Here is an 18,188-nt window from a genome sequence, read left to right as displayed (position 1 = left end):
CGAGCGCACCACATGACCGGTCGGACGACGTCGTCGCGTTCCGAGTTGGCCCGCCTGGGCTTCGCCGAGCTGTCGGAGAGCCTGGAGCGGATCGCCGACCTGGAGGCGCGGTTCGGCTCCGTCGTGCCGCTGCCGGTCAGCGGCACCCCGGCGCTCTGGGGCATCACCGCGGATCCCGACGGTGCGCTGCGGCTGCTGGAACGGCTGTTGGAGCGCGCTCCGGACGAGCTCCGCCCCGTCCTGGCGGACGAGGCCGCGACGGAGCGGCTGATCCGCCTGCTCGGCGCCTCGGTCGGCCTCGGTGAGTTCCTGCACCGTCGCCCTGCCGAACTCGCACTGCTGCTCGAGCCCGTCGTCGCACCCTGGTCGCAGGAGCGGTACACGGCATCCCTGCTCGAGGCGATCGACGGTGCCACCGGCGAGGACGCACGGCTGTGCCTGCGGGTGCGGTACCGCCGGCACCTCGCGCAGATCGCCCTGTACGACGTGCTGCACTCGTCGCCGACCGAGGCGTTCCCGGCCGTCGCTGCCGGACTGGCCGACCTGGCCGGCGCAGCGCTCGACGCCGCGGTCGACGTCGCCCGGCGCGAGGTGCCGTTCCCGGCGGCCGACGTCGCCGCGACCCCGCTCGCGGTGATCGCGATGGGCAAGGCCGGCGCGCGCGAGCTCAACTACGTCAGCGACGTCGACGTCATCTTCGTCACCGAGGCCACCGACGACATCGGCACCGACCGTGCCGTCCTCATCTCGACGCGGATCGCGATCGCCGCGACCCACGCGATCACCGACCTGGCCGCCGAACCCGCTCTGTGGGAGGTCGACGCGAACCTGCGACCGGAGGGCAAGGACGGCGCCCTCGTCCGCACGCTCGACTCGCACGTCGCGTACTACGAGCGCTGGGCGAAGTCGTGGGAGTTCCAGGCACTCCTCAAGGCCCGGCCGATCGCCGGCTCGGCCGACCTGGGTGCGCGCTACGCCGAGGCCGTCGCACCGTTCGTCTGGAGCTCGTCGGCGCGCCCCGGGTTCGTCGAGTCGGTGCAGCGGATGCGCGAGCGCGTCACCGACCACATCCCCGACGGCGAGGTCGACCGGCAACTGAAGCTCGGTCCGGGCGGCCTGCGCGACGTCGAGTTCACGGTGCAGCTCCTGCAGCTCGTGCACGGTCGTGACGACGAGTCCGTTCGCGTCCGTTCCACCCTCGAGGCGATGGACGCCCTGACCTCCGCCGGGTACGTCGGACGGGCCGAGGCCGCCCACTTCGGTCCGGACTACGCGCTGCTCCGAGTCCTCGAGCACCGCATCCAGCTCCGCCGACTGCAGCGGACGCACCTGATGCCGACCGATGAAGAGGAGCTGCGCGTCCTCGCCCGGTCGAGTGGTCTGGCCACCTCGGCCGCAGCCCTCGAGACCCGGTGGCGCGCGGTCAAGCTCGAGGTCCGCGGCCTGCACGAGCGGCTGTTCTACCGTCCGCTGCTGTCCGCCGTCGCCACGACCGAGGGCGAGATCGTGCTGACCGACGACCAGGTCGTCGACCGGCTCGCAGGCGTCGGGTTCGTCGACCCGCCCGGTGCGCTGCGGCACATCCGGGCGCTCACCCAGGGCACGAGCCGACGCGCGGCGATCCAGCGCAACCTGCTGCCGGTGCTCCTGCGGTGGATGGCCGAGGGGCCGGCGCCGGACCGGGCCCTGCTGGCGTTCCGACGGCTCAGCGACACGCTGGGGGAGTCCAGCTGGTTCCTCCGGATGCTCCGCGACTCGTCCGGGGCTGCGCACTCGCTGACCACCGTGCTGTCGGAGTCGGCGTTCCTGTCCGGTCTGCTCGAGCGGTTCCCCGAGGCCGTCGCCTGGCTCGACGAGCCCGAGTCGCTCCTGCGGGCCCGCCCGATGGACTCGTTGCTCGCCGAGATGACCGCGACGACGGCGCGGCACGGCAACGACGTCGACGGTGCGGCCAGCCTGCTGCGCTCGGCGCGCCGCCGCGAGACCCTCCGCCTCGGCATGGCGGCGGTGCTCGGCCACCTCGACGTGGACGCCCTGGGTGCCGCACTCAGCGACGTGACCGAGGCGACGCTCGCCGGGGCCCTGGCGCTCGCCCGACGTGACGCCGCCGCGGACTTCGAGTTCGGGATCATCGCGATGGGCCGCTACGGCGGACGGGAGCTCGGCTTCGGTTCCGACGCCGACGTCCTCTACGTGTACCGCGCGCCGGACCTGGCGACCGAGGTGGCCTCGCGGACGGCACAGACCATCGTGCGAGAGCTGAACCGGCTCACCGAGGACACCGTCCACCCGCTCGACCTCGACATCGACCTGCGCCCCGAGGGCAAGAACGGCCCGGTGGCGCGCACCCTCGAGTCCTACGGCGCCTACTACGCCCGGTGGTCGCTGACGTGGGAGGCGCAGGCGCTGCTCCGTGCCCGCGGGGCAGTCGGCGACGACCAGCTGCTCCGGGACTTCGAGCACCTGGCCGACCGCACGCGGTACCCGGAGCGGATCGACGAGAACGAGGTGCGCGAGGTCCGACGCATCAAGGCCCGCGTCGAGTCCGAGCGACTGCCACGCGGGGCCGATCCGGCTCGCCACCTGAAGCTCGGGCGCGGATCGCTCAGCGACGTCGAGTGGTTCGTCCAGCTCCTGCAGCTGCAGCACGCCCTCGAGTTCCCCGCGCTCCGCACGACCTCGACGCTCGAGGCGCTCGACGGTGCCGTGGCCGCCGGGTTCGTCAGTGCCGACGACGGCGAGCGGCTCGGGGCGGCCTGGCGCTTCGCCTCGCGGACGCGCAGTGCGCTGGTGCTCTGGTCGGGGAAGACGACCGACGTCCTGCCCGTCGACCGCGTCCAGCTCGAGGGCGTCGCGCGGCTGATGGAGTACGCGCCCGGCTCGGCGAGCGAGCTGGAAGAGGACTACCTCGGCGTCACCCGACGTGCACGACAGGTCTTCGAGCGCGAGTTCTACGGCGCCTGATCCAGCGGCGACACGCCCGAGGTCGCGCGCACGGCACGGAACCGAGCAGTCATCGGAGGTTAAATCTCCGTGTCGCGCAGTGTCCCCCGTTGCGACGACGGCCGTACCCCTGTTTGGACCGCGCCGGTACTGTTACCACGTCGTGACCGAACTCCCACCGGACCTCCAGGCGCTCATTTCCGGTGCCCCCCGACACGCCACGTGACCACCTGCTGACCGGGGCTTTCCGTCGGAGTCGACCCGCGCCTCCCGGCCCCTGTCCACGTGTGTACCGGCGGCCGATGTCGGGCGGGTGGTCCACAGGAGTGCTGTCAGCACGAGGGGGGACCACCGGTCCCGGTGGAGATGGGGACAAGTGTGTACCCCGTAACGCGCTCGTAACGCCCCCGGACGGGGGTCGCGTTGCGCTGGGGTTCAGGTTTCTGCGTCAATGGGGTCACCCGAACCGACCCTGATTCCCCAACGTCGCGGAATCTCCACCTCGAACGTTGAAGCAGGGATCAGTGTTCACCTTCATTCTGCAGATCAGGCAGATGGTCGAAGGCCACCCCGAGTTCTACCTGTTCGCCGTGTACTCCGCGGTGATCTGGTTGCTCTGGTTGGTCAAGGTCGTCATCTCCGCCCGCTACCGCCCGTTCACCGGCACCTTCGTCGGTACCACCAGCGTCGTCGTCCCCGTCGTGGACGAACCGCTCGACCTGTTCCGCGACGTCATCGGTCGCATGGTCGAGCAGCGACCCGGCGAGATCATCGTCGTCATCAACGGCGCCCGCAACGAGGCGCTCGAAGCCGTCTGCGACGAGTTCGCCCCGCTCGTCCGCTGGACGCACACGCCCATCCCGGGCAAGCGCAACGCCGTCAAGGTCGGCACCGAGATGTCCAACGGCGACATCACGGTGCTCGTCGACTCGGACACCGTCTGGACGCCGGGCGCGCTCGAGGAACTCCTCAAGCCGTTCGCCGACGAGTCCGTCGGCGGTGTCACGACCCGGCAGCGCATCCTCGAACCCGAGCGCAGCTGGATCACCCGCTGGGCCGACTGGCTCGAGAACTCGCGAGCGCTCTACTCGATGCCCGCGCAGAGCGTCCTCGGGCAGATCGGCTGCCTGCCCGGGCGCACGATCGCCTTCCGGCGGAGCATCCTGATGCGCGTCATGGACAAGTTCATGCACGAGAAGTTCATGGGTGTGTTCCTCGAGGTCTCCGACGACCGCACGCTCACGAACCTCACGCTCAAGGAGGGGTACCGGACCGTCTACCAGTACACCTCGCTGGTCTACACGGACGCCCCGTTGCAGGTGAAGAAGCTGTTCAAGCAGCAGCTCCGCTGGGCCCGTGGCTCGCAGTACAACACGCTGCGAATGCTGCCGTGGATGCTCGGTCACGCACCGGTGCTGGCGGCGTTCTTCATCACCGACATCATCCTGCCGTTCATGCTCTTCGGTGTGATCGCCGGCTGGATCTACCGGGCCTTCACCGGGCAGGGCGAGAACCTGTACCAGGGCATCCTGTCGCAGTACGGATTCTCGACGGGCTTCGTCTACGTCGCCGCGCTGATGGTCGTCTCGTCGGTGCTCAGCATGGCCATCCGGCAGATGCGTCACCTGGCCGAGAAGCCGAGTGACTTCTTCCGCCTGCCGATGTTCATCATCGTGTCGACGTTCTTCCTCATGCCGATCCGGCTCATCGGCTTCTTCCGCCTGGCGCACGCGTCCGGCTGGGGGACCCGCGCCGGTGCCTACGCCGGCGGTCCGATGCAGGAGGACCCGTCCGACGCCGCGCAGCCGTCGTCCTTCGGCACCGAGACCCCGGTCAGCCCGATCGACGCCGCGGACCGTGCCCGGGCCGTCGACGGACGCGTGCCGCTCGGCAGCAACCAGGTGGCCGTGGACCGCGCGTTCGACGAGCTCTTCGGGGCCGACGCCACCACCAACTCCACCACGACCGTGCTCGCGACCCGGCGCGAGGCCGCTGCTGCAGCAGCAGTGCAGCCCGCAGCCCCACGGACCGCCCCCGTGAAGGCCCGCCGGTACAACCCGTACGCCGCGATCCCGTACTGCATCGGCATCGCGATCTTCGTCCTGGAGGCCTTCCTCATTGTCTGACATCATCCGCTCCTCCAGTACCTGGTGGGCGCAGTCGAGCAAGCACGCCCGCTGGACGGCCGTCGGCACGACCGCCATCGTCCTCGCCCTCGCACTCATCACCTGGTCGGTCTGGGTCTCCCCGGCCGGCCCCGTCTCCACCGCCGTGCACCAGGCCCTCGGGGTCACCGCCCCGAAGGCCAAGAAGGTGTCCGCCGCCGAACTGCAGACGCAGCTGGACGCCGCCCAGGACCGTATCTGGGCGCTCGAGGGAAAGCTCGACTCCCGCACCGCCCAGGCCGGGTCGCGTGGCGACCAGATCACGGAGCTCAAGGCGCAGATCGCGTCGCTCCAGTCCCAGCTCGGTGCCGCGAAGGGCTCGGGAGGCTCGTCCTCCGTCAACGCGTCGGGTTCCGGTGCGAACGGGGCCGGCGCCTCGGGCTCCGGTACCGGGTCCGGGTCGGTCGCGTCCGACAACGGGTCGGGCTCCGGGTCGGGCAGCGGCTCCGCCGGTGGATCGGGCACCGGTTCGGGTGGCGGCAACGGTGGGGTGACCAACCCCAACCCCGGCCCCTCGACCGACCCGGGCACCACGCCCGTCGCCGTGCCGACCAAGGCCGAGATCCTCGGGCAGCAGTCGCGCTGGTACGGCCTGTACACGGCGCAGTCCCCGTTCAACTGGGCCGAGTACGACGAGGTCTCCCGGCAGGTCGGCACCGCGTCGAACATGACCGGGTTCTTCCAGGGCTTCGACCAGGCGTTCAACGCGAGTGCGATCCAGCGCTCGTGGGCCAACGGCCGCGTGCCGCTCATGACCTGGGAGACCGCTCCCGCGCAGACCGGCAACGACCAGAAGTACGTCGCCGGCTACACGAACCAGGACATCACCGACGGTGACTTCGATGCGTACCTGACGAAGTACGCCAAGGCGCTGAAGGCCAACGGGCAGCCGATGGTCATCCGTCTCGACCACGAGATGAACGGTTCTTGGTACAACTGGTCCGAAGGCGACGCCCAGCAGAACGGGAAGCAGTCGTACGTGAAGATGTGGCAGCACGTGCACGACGTCTTCCAGGCGAACGGCGCGAACGACTACGTCATCTGGAACTGGGCGCCGAGCCGCATCGACAAGCTCGGCAACGCGAAGTACCAGACGCTCGAGTACATGCAGAACTACTACCCGGGTGCCGACTACGTCGACTGGGTCGGCATGAGCGGGTACTACCGCACGGCGTCCGAGGACCCGACGTACGCGAACACCTTCGCCGCCACCGTGCAGCAGCTGCGCGAGGTCGCACCGGGCAAGAAGATCCTGCTCAGTGAGATCGGCGCCACCGAGAGCGGCACCACCGTCTCGGGCGGCCAGAAGTCGAAGTGGATCAACTCGCTCTTCGACGCCCTGGCCGACCCTGCCAACGCCGACATCATCGGGTTCTCGTACTTCAGCGAGACCGCGACCACGGTCGTGGACGGCGTCCGCTCCACCAACGACTGGCGACTCAACTCGCGAGCCGACTCCCTGCAGGCATTCGCCGAGGGCATCAAGCGCAACGACATCGACTACGACCTGCAGGAGGTCACGCCATGACCGCGTCCAAGAAGTCGCCCGACCAGGCCGACACCCGTCCCGCACCCGTCATCAGCGTCATCGGCACCGGCTACCTCGGTGCCACCCACGCGGCCGCCATGGCCGAGATGGGCTTCGAGACCATCGGCGTGGACGTTGACCCGGCGAAGCTCGCCGCGTTGTCCGCCGGCGAGGTCCCGTTCTTCGAGCCCGGCCTGCCCGAGCTCATCACGAAGCACGTCGCGAGCGGCAAGCTCCGGTTCACCGCCGACATCGCCTCGGCCGTCGCCGCAGCCGACGTCCACTTCGTGTGCGTCGGTACCCCGCAGAAGGCTGGCTCGCACGCCGCCAACCTGGCGTACGTCGAGAGCGCCACCCGCGGCGTCGCCGAGAACCTCACCCACCCGGGACTCATCGTCGGCAAGTCGACGGTCCCGGTCGGCACCGCGGCGCGACTGCGCGGCATCGTCCGCGAGTTCACGCCCTCGGGGATCGACGCCGAGCTCATCTGGAACCCGGAGTTCCTCCGCGAGGGCAAGGCCGTCGAGGACACCCTGCACCCGGACCGCCTGGTCTGGGGTGGCGCGTCCGAGGCCGCCGACGCCGTCATCCGCGAGGTCTACGCCGCGCCGATCAGCGAGGGCACCCCGGTCATCACGACCGACCTCGCGACCGCGGAGCTCGTCAAGGTGAGTGCCAACGCGTTCCTCGCCACGAAGATCTCGTTCATCAACGCGATCTCCGAGATGTGCGCGATCACCGGCGCCGACGTGTCGACGCTCGCCGACGCCCTCGGGCACGACGCCCGCATCGGCCGGAAGTTCCTGAACGCCGGCCTCGGGTTCGGCGGCGGGTGCCTGCCGAAGGACATCCGAGCGCTCATGTACCGCGCCAACGAGATCGGCGCGGGCCAGGTCGTCGGCCTCATGCAGCAGGTCGACGAGATCAACATGGGCCAGCGTCAGCGGGTCATCGACATGGCGATCGACTCGGCCGGGGGATCGGTGCTGAACCGTCGAGTGGCCGTGATCGGTGCCGCGTTCAAGCCCCTGACCGACGACGTGCGGGACTCCCCGGCGCTCAACGTGGCCGCTGCGCTCCACCTGCGCGGCGCCCAGGTCACCCTCTGGGACCCCGAGGCGATGGAGCCGGCGAAGCGCTCGTTCCCGACGCTGAGCTACGCCGCGTCGATGGCGGACGCGATCGAGGGCGCCGACGTCGTCCTGGTGCTCACCGAGTGGGACGAGATCATCACCGCCGACCCGGTCGCCCTCGGCGACCTCGTCGGTCGCCGCGTCGTGATCGATGCGCGCAACTGCCTCCCGGTCCACGACTGGGTCAAAGCGGGGTGGACCGTCCGTTCCCTGGGGCGGCCCACGCCGGTCACGGGTGCACCCGTGAGCGTCGCAGCGGGGACGAACGACTCGTTGGCCACGGCTCGCTAGTCACCGTTCGCGAAGCGGGGTCCGTGCCGGGCGGCACGGACCCCGTTCCCGTGTGCGGTGCCGGGTCGGATCGGGCGTACTGTGCCGAAACGGGCGTACCTGGTCGGAACTTTCGACCAGGTACGCCCGATCCGGCTTCCCAGTCCGGGTGCGATGGGAAGGAACGTGCGTCGCGACCAGCCGGGAGGCCCGGTGCCGGCCCGCCGGACCGGCACCGGGCCTCCAGGCAGTCGCCGCAACCGCCCGACCCGCCAAAGCGACACATTCCTGCGGATGGTTCGCGGCACACTGTCGCTGTCGCGACACACACACGAAGGCCCCGCACCTGACGGCGCGGGGCCTTCGTGTGTCAGCGAGGATCAGACGCCGAAGTACAGCTCGTACTCGAACGGGTGCGGGCGCTGCGCCAGCGGGAGGATCTCGTTCTCACGCTTGTAGTCGATCCAGGTCTGGATGAGGTCCTCGGTGAAGACGTTGCCCTTCGTGAGGAACTCGTGGTCCGCCTCGAGGAAGTCGAGCGCCTCGTCGAGGGAGCCGGGGACCTGCGGGATGCCCTTGGCCTCCTCCGGGGGGAGCTCGTAGAGGTCCTTGTCGACGGGCTCGTGCGGCTCGATGCGGTTCTGGATGCCGTCGAGGCCCGCCATCAGCTGCGCGGCGAAGGCGAGGTACGGGTTGCCCGAGGCGTCCGGCGCGCGGAACTCGATGCGCTTGGCCTTCGGGTTGGTGCCCGTGATCGGGATGCGGATCGCAGCCGAACGGTTGCCGGCCGAGTACACCAGGTTGACCGGCGCCTCGAAGCCCTTGACCAGGCGGTGGTACGAGTTGATCGACGGGTTGGTGAAGGCGAGCAGCGCCGGAGCGTGCTTCAGCAGACCGCCGATGTACCAACGGGCGAGGTCGGACAGGCCGCCGTAGCCGTTCTCGTCGTAGAAGAGCGGCTTGCCGTCCGACCAGAGCGACTGGTGGGTGTGCATGCCCGAGCCGTTGTCGCCGAAGAGCGGCTTCGGCATGAACGTGGCGACCTTGCCCCACTGGTCCGCCGTGTTCTTGACGATGTACTTGAACTTCAGGATGTCGTCCGCGGCGTGGACCATCGTGTCGAACTTGTAGTTGATCTCCTGCTGGCCGCCGGTGCCCACCTCGTGGTGCGAGCGCTCGAGCTCGAAGCCCGCGTCGATCAGCTTGAGGGTGATGTCGTCGCGCAGGTCGGCGGTCTTGTCGACCGGCGACACGGGGAAGTAGCCGCCCTTGTACGGGGTCTTGTTGGCGAGGTTGCCGCCCTCTTCGTCACGACCGGTGTTCCAGGCGCCCTCTTCGGAGTCGACCGCGTAGAACGACTCGTTCTGGGTGACGGAGTAGCGGACGTCGTCGAAGATGTAGAACTCGGCCTCGGGGGCGAAGAACGCGGTGTCCGCGATGCCCGTCGACGCGAGGTACTTCTCGGCCTTCTTCGCCACCTGGCGCGGGTCGCGGCCGTAGATCTCGCCGTTCCGCGGGTTGTAGATGTCGAAGATCATGATGAGCGTGCGCTCGGCGCGGAACTGGTCCACGTAGGCGGTGGTCACATCGGGGATCAGCTGCATGTCGGACTCGTGGATCGACGCGAACCCGCGGATCGAGGAGCCGTCGAAGAGCTGGCCGACCGAGAAGAAGTCCTCGTCGACGGTCGAGGCGGGGATGTTGAAGTGCTGCTGCACACCCGGCAGGTCCGTGAATCGGATGTCGAGGAACTTGACGTCGGTGTCCTTGATGAAGGCCAGGACCTCGGAGGAATCGCTGAACATGGGGGCCGATCTCCAATGGGTTGGGTGATGTCGGAGGTACCGATCAAGGCACCTCCGACGAGGCTATTGACACGGGGTTTCCCGGACGTGACTGAATTGTTTCGGGCGTGTTACGGGCGGCCGGTCGCCTACGCTTGGGGGCATGGCCCGCAGCTCCTCCAGTCCGTCCGCGCCCCCCGAGCACCCCGACGGCTGGCCGGGCAAGGACCTCGGTCTGCCGGAGGAAGGACCCCGCAGCGTCGGGCGGATCGGACGGCGGATCGTCGCCCTGCTCATCGACGGCGCCCTCGCCGATCTCATCGCATACGTGACCGGGGTCTGGTCGCCGGTGAACGGTTCCGGGGACATCGCGCACTCGTGGGTGCAGCTGGCGATCTTCGCCGCGCTCCAGGTGCTCTTCGTCTGCCTGTTGTCCGGCTCGTTCGGGCACATCTGCGTCGGGCTGCGCCTCGTGCCGATGCGCGGGGGGTACGTGGGGGTGTGGCGTCCGGTCGTCCGGACCGTCCTGCTCTGCCTGGTGGTGCCGGCGCTCATCATCGACCGGGACAGCCGCGGCGCGCACGACCGCATCGCCGGCACGGTGCTCGTCCGCCGCTGACCCGGGGACGGGCCCGCGCCCGCACCGCACGGTGCGAGGTTCGTCGCGGGGCGCTGCGGGGCGCTGTTTTGCACCGTGCGAGGTTCGTCGGCACGTGCGAGGTTGCCCGCTCGGTGCAGCGCGACAGGTTTGCACCGAGCGGGTAACCTCGCACCAGGTGGCCGAAGGCGCACGGTGCGCTCAGCGGGCGCGATCGACCGCCACCGACCGCACCGGCCACCACCGCGCCGCACGCAGAACGCCCCCGACCTGGCACGGTCGGGGGCGTTCTGCGTGGTGGTTCGGGGACGGGTCAGCGCGGACGTCCGGCGCGGGCACGCATCGGGTCCATGCCCTTCGGGATCGCGGCGGCGGGGCTCTGCGTGAGCGAGTCAAGGCGGTTCGCGACGGCCAGGACCTCGTTGCGGTTGAGCGACTTCTTGAACTTGTTCATGGCACGGGGGAGCTTGTGCAGCGTGAGGGTGTCGTCGCCGTCACCGACGCTGACCACGTGGACGGCGACGTTCGGGACGATGCGCTGCACCTTGCGACGCTCTTCGTCGACCTGACGCTTCAGGTTGCCGCGCTGGCCCTCGGTGATGAGGACGACGCCGGGACGCCCCACCGCGCGGTACACCGCGGACTGCGAGCGACCGTGCACGGCGACGGGCATCTCGCTGGAGCGCCACTGTCGACGCAGCGAGTTGGAGAGCACCGCACCGACGGCGCCGGGCTGGCCCTCGATCTGCGAGTACGCCGCCCGCTCGGCCAGCCGGCCGAGGACGATGAGGAAGAGCAGCACGCCCATCAGGACACCGGCGACGATCCACAGGATCATCGCGAGCCAGTTCTGGCCCGGGAGCACCAGCGCCAGCACGATGCCGAGGACGACGGGGCCGACGAATGCGAGGGCGAACCACCAGACGGACGACGGGTCGGCCCGTCGGGTCATCTGGAAGACCTGGAACATCTGCTTGAGACGCCCCGGCTCCTTCGCCTTCGTGTCTGTGGAAGTGCTGCGTGCCATGCTGACAGGATACGGCCTCCGCGGTCCGGGGGAGACCGCAGTCGGTCCGGCTGTGCGCGAACACGCGTTGTCCACAGATCGAGCAGGACGGACAGGAGGCCCGGCTCGCCTCCGCCACGCTCGTCACCATGGACACGAGCACCGACCAGAGCATCGACGACGCCCGCAGTGACCGTTGGGTCGCGGCGGCCGACGACGCTGCCGTGGCGGCCTGGATCGCGGACCGGTGCGCCACCGGCCACCGGCACCTGGTGCCCGTCGAGGCGGTGGGCCGGACCGGGGCCGGCGGGCTCGTGACCCTGCTCGACCGCCCACGCGGGACGCCGCTCCCGGTGGCGCTGGATCGCCTCGGCACCCCGACGACCGGGGTCGCGGTGACCCTCTGTGTCCCGCTGCTCGAGCTCCTCGTCGCGGCCGTCGACGGCGCGGTACGGCTCGGCGTCGCCGGCATCGACGATGTCCTGGTGGACGACGCGGGCGCCGTGGTGCTGTGCGACCACCCGGCTGGAGCCGTCCGCGACGGCACGGAGCTGCCCGGTCACGACGCTGCACGGGTCCTCGGGCTCGCCGCCCGGCTCGTCTGGGACCGTGTCGACCCGCGCGATCCGAGTCGCGACGACGTGGACGCTGCCCTCCTCGCAGCGCTCGACGGCGACCGCAGCACCGTGTGTGCGGCGCTCGAGACGGTTCGGGATGCGGCGCCGCCGCGGCCGTTCCGGTGGGCCCCACCGCCGGCCGACCTGGTGTTCGTCGAGGCGGACCCGCCGGTCGACACGACGGGCCCGGTGGCTCGACTGCGCGAGGTCGTCGAGCTCGGCATCCCGCTCGGTGCTGGTCGGCGGTTGCCGCTCCGCCGCGCCGTGGTCGGTGTCGTCGTCGCGATCGGTACGGTCGTCGCCGCGGTGTCCGTGCTCGGTGCCGGAACGGACACCGGTGCCGGTGCGGGTGGTGGTGGCTGACGCGCCCGGACACCCCCGGACGCCCCCGGACGCCGACGAACCGGAACGGGAACGGGAACGGCCCCGGCTCCCCACGAGGGGGAACCGGGGCCGTCGGCCGTGGTGCTGGGGTCAGTACCCGAGATTGGGGGCGAAGTTGCCCGCTTCCAGGCGGTTCTTGACCGCGACCAGGTAGCGCGAGGCGTCCGCACCGTCGATGATCCGGTGGTCGTACGACAGCGCGAGGTAGACGAACGAACGGATCGCGATCGCTTCCTGGCCGTCGACCTTCACGACCGCGGGACGCTTCGTGACGATGCCAGTTCCGAGGATCGCCGACTGCGGCAGGAACACCACGGGGGTGTCGAACAGCGCGCCACGCGAACCGGTGTTCGTCAGCGTGAACGTACCGCCAGCGAGCTCGTCGGGCTTGAGCTGGTTGTTCCGGGTGCGCTCCGCCAGGTCCGCGATGGACTTCGAGAACTGCGCCAGGTCGAGCGAGGCCGCGTCCTTGATGACCGGGGTCAGCAGGCCGCGCTCGGTGTCCACCGCGATGGAGACGTTCTCGGACTCCGGGTAGACGATCTCGTCGCCTTCCACGGTCGAGTTGATCTTCGGGTGGGCCTTGAGCGCCTCGGACGCCGCCAGGGCGAAGAACGGCATGAACGAGAGCTTCGAACCGGTCTTCTCGAGGAACTCCGCCTTGTGGGCGTCGCGGAACTGCGCCACCTTCGTGACGTCCACCTCGACGACGCTCGTGAGCTGTGCGGTCGAGGTCATCGACTGCACAGCACGCTCGGCCACGACCTTGCGCAGGCGGGTCATCTTCTCGCGGGTGCCGCGCAGCGGCGAGACCTCGGCGACGAACGGACCAGACGCGGCGGCGGGTGCAGCTGCACCACCGGCGGCCGGAGCCTTCGCGACGGCCGCGAGCACGTCCTCCTTGCGGATGCGCCCGCCGACACCGGAACCGGTGACGGTGGACAGGTCGACGCCCTGCTCGTTCGCCAGCTTGCGGACGAGCGGCGTGACGTAGCCGGAGGCTGCGCCGTCCTGCGTCGGGTTCGGCACCGCGGCGGCGGTGGTCGCGCTCGGCGCGGCCGGCGCGGGTGCAGCAGCGGCCGGCGCCGGGACGGCGGCCGGGGGTGCGGCGGCGGGCGGCGGGACCGGAGCGGCCTGCGGGACCGGAGCGGCGGCAGGAGGTGCCGACGGGGCCTGCGGGGCCGCGGGCTGCGTCTGTCCGGCGGGGGCCGGCTCGGGCTCGGTGGGCTCCGGGGCGGGGGTCTCGGACTCCTGCTCGGTGCTCGGCTCGGCCTCGGGGACCTCTGCCTCGGCAGCGGTCTCGTTCGAGGACTCGTCGGACGAACCGGAGTCGGAGGAACCGGAGTCGGACGAGCCGTCGCCGATCTTCACCAGCGCGGTGCCGACCTCGACGGTCTCGTCCTCCTGCACGAGGATCTCCTCGATGACGCCGGCGACGGGCGACGGGATCTCGGTGTCGACCTTGTCGGTCGAGACCTCGAGCAGCGGCTCGTCGACCTCGACCCGGTCACCGACGTTCTTCAGCCATCGGGTCACCGTGCCCTCGGTGACGCTCTCGCCGAGCGCCGGGAGGCTGACGGATTCGCTCATCGGGTGGACTCCTCTTCGCGGGGGGTTGCAGTTGTTGTGGATGTCATTGTCACAGGGCGCGGACTCGTGCGGGTCACAGCGCGTGCAGCGGCTTGCCCGCGAGGTGCATGAACGCCTCGCCCAGGGCCTCGTTCTGCGTCGGGTGCGCGTGCACGAGCGGAGCGATGTCCTCCGGGTACGCCTCCCAGTTCACGGCGAGCTGGGCTTCACCGATGAGCTCGCCGACGCGGGCGCCGATCATGCTCACGCCGACGACGGGGCCGTCGACGACGCGGACGACCTTGACCGAACCGGACGTGCCGATGATGTGGCTCTTGCCGTTGCCGGCCAGGTTGTACTCGTACGAGTCCACCTTGTCGGCGCCGTACTCGGCCTCGGCCTTGGCCTGCGAGAGGCCGACGGAGGCGACCTCGGGGTCGGAGTACGTGATCTTCGGGATGTTCTTGTCCTCGATGATCACCGGGTTCAGGCCGGCGATCTCCTCAGCCACGAAGATGCCCTGCTGGAAGCCGCGGTGTGCGAGCTGCAGCCCGGGGACGATGTCGCCGACCGCGTAGACGTTCGGCAGGTTGGTGGCGAGGCGCTCGTTCGTGGTGACGAAGCCGCGGTCCATGGCGACGCCGACCTCGTCGAAGCCGACGTTCTGCGTGACCGGGCCACGACCGACGGCGACCAGCAGGACGTCACCATCGAAGGTCTTGCCGTCCTCGAGCGTCACGACGACGCCGTTCTCGTGCTGCTCGACGCCCTGGAACCGGACACCGAGCGAGAACTCGATGCCGCGCTTGCGGAAGGCACGCTCGAGCTGCTTCGACATCGACTCGTCTTCAGCGGGGACGAGGTGGGGGAGCGCCTCGACGATCGTGACCTCGGCGCCGAAGGACTTCCACACGCTGGCGAACTCGACGCCGATGACGCCGCCGCCCAGGATGACGACCTTGTTCGGCACGTAGTCCATGCGCAGTGCGGTCTCGGAGGTGATGACGCGGCCGCCGATCTCGAGTCCGGGCAGGGACTTCGAGTAGGAGCCGGTCGCGAGCACGACGTTCTTGCCGACGATGTTCTGGTCGCCGACCTGCACGGTGTTCTGCGAGGTGAGTCGACCCCAGCCCTCGACGACGGTGATGCCGCGGGCCTTGATGAGGCCCTGCAGGCCCTTGTACTTGGAGGTGATGACGCCCTGCTGGTACTCGATGACCTTCGGGACCTCGACACCGGCGAACTCCGCGATCACGCCGTACTTCTCGGCGTCACGCGTCGCGTCGGCGACCTCGGCCGCGTGCAGCAGCGCCTTGGTGGGGATGCAGCCACGGTGCAGGCACGTCCCTCCGAGCTTGTCGCCCTCGATGAGCGCGACGCTCATGCCGAGTTCGGCGGCCCGGAGCGCAGCGGCGTAGCCACCGCTCCCGCCACCGAGGACCACGACGTCGTAAGTCTGTTCCGTCACCTGGTGCAACTCCCTCGTGCGTGTCGGGCCGATCGGGCCCTACGTGGACACCGCGGGGGCGGCGTCCGACGGTCGGACCGCGTGGTTCCGGTCCCGTCCCGTGCAGTACCGGTGGGAGGCGCGTCGATGCCCCGTCCCACCGGTACCAAACCTACTACTCGGACTGGAGGTCTTCTGCGAGCGCGATGAGCGTCCGGACCATCACACCCGTCGCGCCCTTGCCGAGCCACCCGTAGCCGCCGCCCTTGTGCTCGGACGGACCGGCGATGTCGAGGTGCGCCCACGGGATGCCCTCGCCGACGAAGCGCTCCAGGAACTTGCCCGCGAGCAGCATGCCGCCGGCCGGGTTGCCGACCGTGGCGTTGACCATGTCGGCGACGTCGCTGGCGAGCCGGGCGTCGAGTTCCTCGGGCAGGGGCATCGGCCAGATCGGCTCCGACACGCCCTCGGCCACGGCACGGAGCTTCGCGACGAGGTCGTCGCTGCCCATCAGGCCGGTGGTGCGGTCGCCGAGCGCGACGACCTGCGCGCCGGTCAGGGTGGCGACGTCGACGATGGCGTCGGGCGTCTCGAGCGAGGCGGCTGCCATGCCGTCGCCGAGCACGAGGCGGCCCTCGGCGTCGGTGTTCGTGACCTCGACGGTCTTGCCGTTCTTGAGGGTGAGGACGTCACCCGGGCGGGTCGCCGTGCCCGACGGCATGTTCTCGGCGAGTGCGAGCCAGGCGGTGACGCGCACGTCGAGGCCCAGGCGTGCGGCAGCGACGGTCGCGGCGAGCACCGTGGCGGCGCCGGTCATGTCGGTCTTCATGCCGAGCATCGACGCCGCCGGCTTGAGCGAGAGCCCGCCCGAGTCGAACGTGATGCCCTTGCCGACGAGGGCGAGGTGCTTCGTGGCGGACTCCGGCGCGTAGCGGACGACGACCAGGCGCGGGGGACGCGCCGAACCACGGCCGACCCCGAGGATGCCGCCGAAGCCCTGCTCCTCGAGTGCCTGCTCGTCGAGGACCTCGACGGTGAGCGGGAGGTCCGAGGCGAGCCCGGTCGCCACGTCGGCGACGTCCTGTGGCCCCAGGTCGCCGGCGGCGGTGTTCACGAGGTCGCGGACCAGCGAGGCGGCATCGGCCACGATCGCCGGACGGACCGCGGCGTCCGTCGCGGCGGACGGCGCGAGGACCGTCACGCGCTGGTCGCCACGCGTCGGCCCGGTCGTGCCGGCGCCCTTGTGCCGCGTGAAGGCGTAGGCGCCGAGCGCTGCGCCCTCGAGCGCTGCCTCGACTAGTGCGTCGGTGTCGGTCGGCAGTGCGAGCGCGATCGACGCGGCGTGCGGCAGCTGGCGGACGGCACTGCCGGCGGCCGAGCGGTACGCGGCGGCGTCGGTCCCGGTGCCGAGCCCGATGAGCGCGATGCTCGCGGCGTCGACGCCCACGGCCGGGATGCGCACGAGCTGGTCCTTGGCGCCCGTCGCGCCGATCGCTGCGAGGTCGAGGTCGTCGAGCGCGGAGAACGGTGTCGTGGCCGGCTGGGCGATCGTCGCGGGGGCACCGTCGGCACCGGGCCGGACACCGACCACGAGGACGTCGGCGGAGATCGAGGAGGGGGCGGAGGAGTCGGTGGAGAGCGTCGGTCGGACCATGCTCCAACCCTATCCACGCACTGTTCGCTGTCGGCGTGGTCGTCCCGCGCGGGGGCGTCGGTGGCCCCGCCTAGCATGGGGACGGTGAACCACCCCGAGGAGCTCTACACGTTCGACGAGGCCGCCCCGACCGTCCCGGCCGGGCTGCACCTGGTCGCCGGGCTCACCGGCTTCGCGGACGCCGGTTCGGCCGTTGCCCAGGTCACGACGTCGGTGCTCGAGGACCTCGACACCCAGATCGTCGCCGAGTTCGACCCCGACGTGCTGCTCGACTGGCGTGCACGCCGGCCCGTCATCACCTTCGAGCACGACCACATCGCCGCCGTCGAGCCGCCCCGGCTGGCGCTGCACCTCGTGCGCGACGAGATCGGCCAGCCGTTCCTGTTCCTGTCCGGGTACGAGCCGGACTTCCAGTGGAACCGGTTCGTGGACGCCGTCACCGGCCTCGCCGCCCAGCTCCAGGTCGCGGACACCACCTGGGTGCAGTCGATCCCGATGCCGGTCCCGCACACCCGCCCGATCAGCCTGACCGTCTCCGGCACCCGCGCCGACCTCGTCGAGCAGATGAGCGTCTGGAAGCCCGAGACCCAGGCGCCGGCGAACGTCCTGCACCTCGTCGAGCACCGGCTCGCATCCACCGGCGCGCAGGTCACCGGGCTCGTCCTGCTCGTCCCGCACTACCTGTCGGACACCGAGTTCCCGGACGCAGCCGTCGCGGCTCTGTCCGGCATCGCCGCCGCCACCGGCCTCATCTTCCCGACGGACGCCCTGCGCGAGGCGGGTCGCGAGTTCCTCACCCGGGTCGAGGAGCAGGTCGCCGGCAACGCCGAGTTGCAGCGACTCGTCGGTGTGCTCGAGGAACGGCACGACACGTACATGGAGGGCAACCCGGTCGCGTCGCCGCTCACGGACGTCGACGGCGAGGTGCCGACCGCGGACGCGATCGCGGCCGAGCTCGAGCGCTTCCTGGCCGACCGGCGCACCCAGGGTGACGGCGGCGAGTAGCCGCGTCGGGCCCTGAACGGTCCGGAACGGCGGTCTGGAGGCCCGGGGCGGGCCCGCACCGTTCCTCCCGTCGGTCGTCCGGTCG

Annotated in this window: 12 protein-coding genes; 7 read left to right on the top strand and 5 right to left on the bottom strand. The window is 70.5% G+C overall.

Features of this window, described 5'->3' with window-relative positions; translation table 11 throughout:
* The first annotated feature begins 12 nt into the window (after nt 1–12).
* The 4 genes from EDF40_RS13850 to EDF40_RS13835 all read left to right on the top strand — a co-directional run bounded on the left by EDF40_RS13850 (nt 13) and on the right by EDF40_RS13835 (nt 8,060).
* On the top strand, nt 13–2,964 hold the full coding sequence (locus EDF40_RS13850; protein ID WP_123340509.1) for a bifunctional [glutamine synthetase] adenylyltransferase/[glutamine synthetase]-adenylyl-L-tyrosine phosphorylase: 2,952 nt from the start codon (nt 13–15) through the stop codon (nt 2,962–2,964).
* Between the two features lie 503 nt (nt 2,965–3,467).
* Entirely contained in the window at nt 3,468–5,069 is a 1,602-nt protein-coding gene (locus EDF40_RS13845; RefSeq protein ID WP_123340510.1) for a glycosyltransferase family 2 protein, read from the top strand.
* Complete coding sequence (locus EDF40_RS13840; RefSeq protein ID WP_123340511.1) at nt 5,062–6,636, top strand: glycoside hydrolase family 26 protein; 1,575 nt, start codon at nt 5,062–5,064, stop codon at nt 6,634–6,636. The genes EDF40_RS13845 and EDF40_RS13840 overlap by 8 nt, the downstream gene beginning before the upstream one ends.
* Nucleotides 6,633–8,060 (top strand): UDP-glucose/GDP-mannose dehydrogenase family protein, encoded by a 1,428-nt coding sequence (locus EDF40_RS13835; RefSeq protein ID WP_123292672.1) that lies wholly within the window; start codon nt 6,633–6,635, stop codon nt 8,058–8,060. The genes EDF40_RS13840 and EDF40_RS13835 overlap by 4 nt, the downstream gene beginning before the upstream one ends.
* A 359-nt stretch (nt 8,061–8,419) precedes the next feature.
* On the opposite strand, the gene glnA is transcribed toward EDF40_RS13835, so the two are convergent.
* Nucleotides 8,420–9,844, bottom strand: a complete 1,425-nt coding sequence (gene glnA / locus EDF40_RS13830) for a type I glutamate--ammonia ligase (RefSeq protein ID WP_111087015.1) — start codon at nt 9,842–9,844, stop codon at nt 8,420–8,422.
* 142 nt (nt 9,845–9,986) lie between these two features.
* On the opposite strand from glnA, the gene EDF40_RS13825 reads away from it, so the two are divergent.
* Complete coding sequence (locus EDF40_RS13825; RefSeq protein ID WP_123340512.1) at nt 9,987–10,442, top strand: RDD family protein; 456 nt, start codon at nt 9,987–9,989, stop codon at nt 10,440–10,442.
* A gap of 292 nt (nt 10,443–10,734) precedes the next feature.
* On the opposite strand, the gene EDF40_RS13820 is transcribed toward EDF40_RS13825, so the two are convergent.
* Complete coding sequence (locus EDF40_RS13820) at nt 10,735–11,448, bottom strand: DUF4191 domain-containing protein (RefSeq protein ID WP_111087017.1); 714 nt, start codon at nt 11,446–11,448, stop codon at nt 10,735–10,737.
* A gap of 128 nt (nt 11,449–11,576) precedes the next feature.
* Between EDF40_RS13820 and EDF40_RS13815 the strand changes: the two genes are divergently transcribed.
* Complete coding sequence (locus EDF40_RS13815) at nt 11,577–12,407, top strand: hypothetical protein (RefSeq protein ID WP_123340513.1); 831 nt, start codon at nt 11,577–11,579, stop codon at nt 12,405–12,407.
* A 111-nt stretch (nt 12,408–12,518) separates the two neighbouring features.
* Here the strand turns inward: EDF40_RS13815 and sucB are convergent, their stop codons facing one another.
* The 3 genes from sucB to EDF40_RS13800 all read right to left on the bottom strand — a co-directional run bounded on the left by sucB (nt 12,519) and on the right by EDF40_RS13800 (nt 17,098).
* Nucleotides 12,519–14,018 (bottom strand): 2-oxoglutarate dehydrogenase, E2 component, dihydrolipoamide succinyltransferase, encoded by a 1,500-nt coding sequence (gene sucB, locus EDF40_RS13810; RefSeq protein ID WP_123340514.1) that lies wholly within the window; start codon nt 14,016–14,018, stop codon nt 12,519–12,521.
* Between the two features lie 73 nt (nt 14,019–14,091).
* Nucleotides 14,092–15,465 (bottom strand): dihydrolipoyl dehydrogenase, encoded by a 1,374-nt coding sequence (gene lpdA / locus EDF40_RS13805; protein WP_123292677.1) that lies wholly within the window; start codon nt 15,463–15,465, stop codon nt 14,092–14,094.
* A gap of 154 nt (nt 15,466–15,619) precedes the next feature.
* Nucleotides 15,620–17,098 (bottom strand): leucyl aminopeptidase, encoded by a 1,479-nt coding sequence (locus EDF40_RS13800; RefSeq protein ID WP_123340515.1) that lies wholly within the window; start codon nt 17,096–17,098, stop codon nt 15,620–15,622.
* A 75-nt stretch (nt 17,099–17,173) separates the two neighbouring features.
* Here EDF40_RS13800 and EDF40_RS13795 point away from each other — a divergent pair, with 75 nt between their 5' ends.
* Nucleotides 17,174–18,103 (top strand): proteasome assembly chaperone family protein, encoded by a 930-nt coding sequence (locus EDF40_RS13795; RefSeq protein ID WP_123340516.1) that lies wholly within the window; start codon nt 17,174–17,176, stop codon nt 18,101–18,103.
* Nucleotides 18,104–18,188: the final 85 nt, after the last annotated feature.

The sequence above is a fragment of the Curtobacterium sp. PhB170 genome (genome assembly GCF_003752345.1).
Taxonomy (GTDB): Bacteria; Actinomycetota; Actinomycetes; order Actinomycetales; family Microbacteriaceae; genus Curtobacterium.
The sequence above is the reverse complement of the archived record's forward strand: the minus strand, read 5'-3'. Positions and strand labels throughout refer to the sequence as shown.

Coding starts and splice junctions, on each gene's coding strand:
- EDF40_RS13850 (WP_123340509.1), top strand. CDS start 13: ATGACCGGTCGGACGACGTCGTCGCGTTCCGAGTTGGCCCGCCTGGGC.
- EDF40_RS13835 (WP_123292672.1), top strand. CDS start 6,633: ATGACCGCGTCCAAGAAGTCGCCCGACCAGGCCGACACCCGTCCCGCA.
- glnA (WP_111087015.1), bottom strand. CDS start 9,844: ATGTTCAGCGATTCCTCCGAGGTCCTGGCCTTCATCAAGGACACCGAC.
- EDF40_RS13825 (WP_123340512.1), top strand. CDS start 9,987: ATGGCCCGCAGCTCCTCCAGTCCGTCCGCGCCCCCCGAGCACCCCGAC.
- EDF40_RS13820 (WP_111087017.1), bottom strand. CDS start 11,448: ATGGCACGCAGCACTTCCACAGACACGAAGGCGAAGGAGCCGGGGCGT.
- EDF40_RS13815 (WP_123340513.1), top strand. CDS start 11,577: ATGGACACGAGCACCGACCAGAGCATCGACGACGCCCGCAGTGACCGT.
- sucB (WP_123340514.1), bottom strand. CDS start 14,018: ATGAGCGAATCCGTCAGCCTCCCGGCGCTCGGCGAGAGCGTCACCGAG.
- EDF40_RS13800 (WP_123340515.1), bottom strand. CDS start 17,098: ATGGTCCGACCGACGCTCTCCACCGACTCCTCCGCCCCCTCCTCGATC.
- EDF40_RS13795 (WP_123340516.1), top strand. CDS start 17,174: ATGGGGACGGTGAACCACCCCGAGGAGCTCTACACGTTCGACGAGGCC.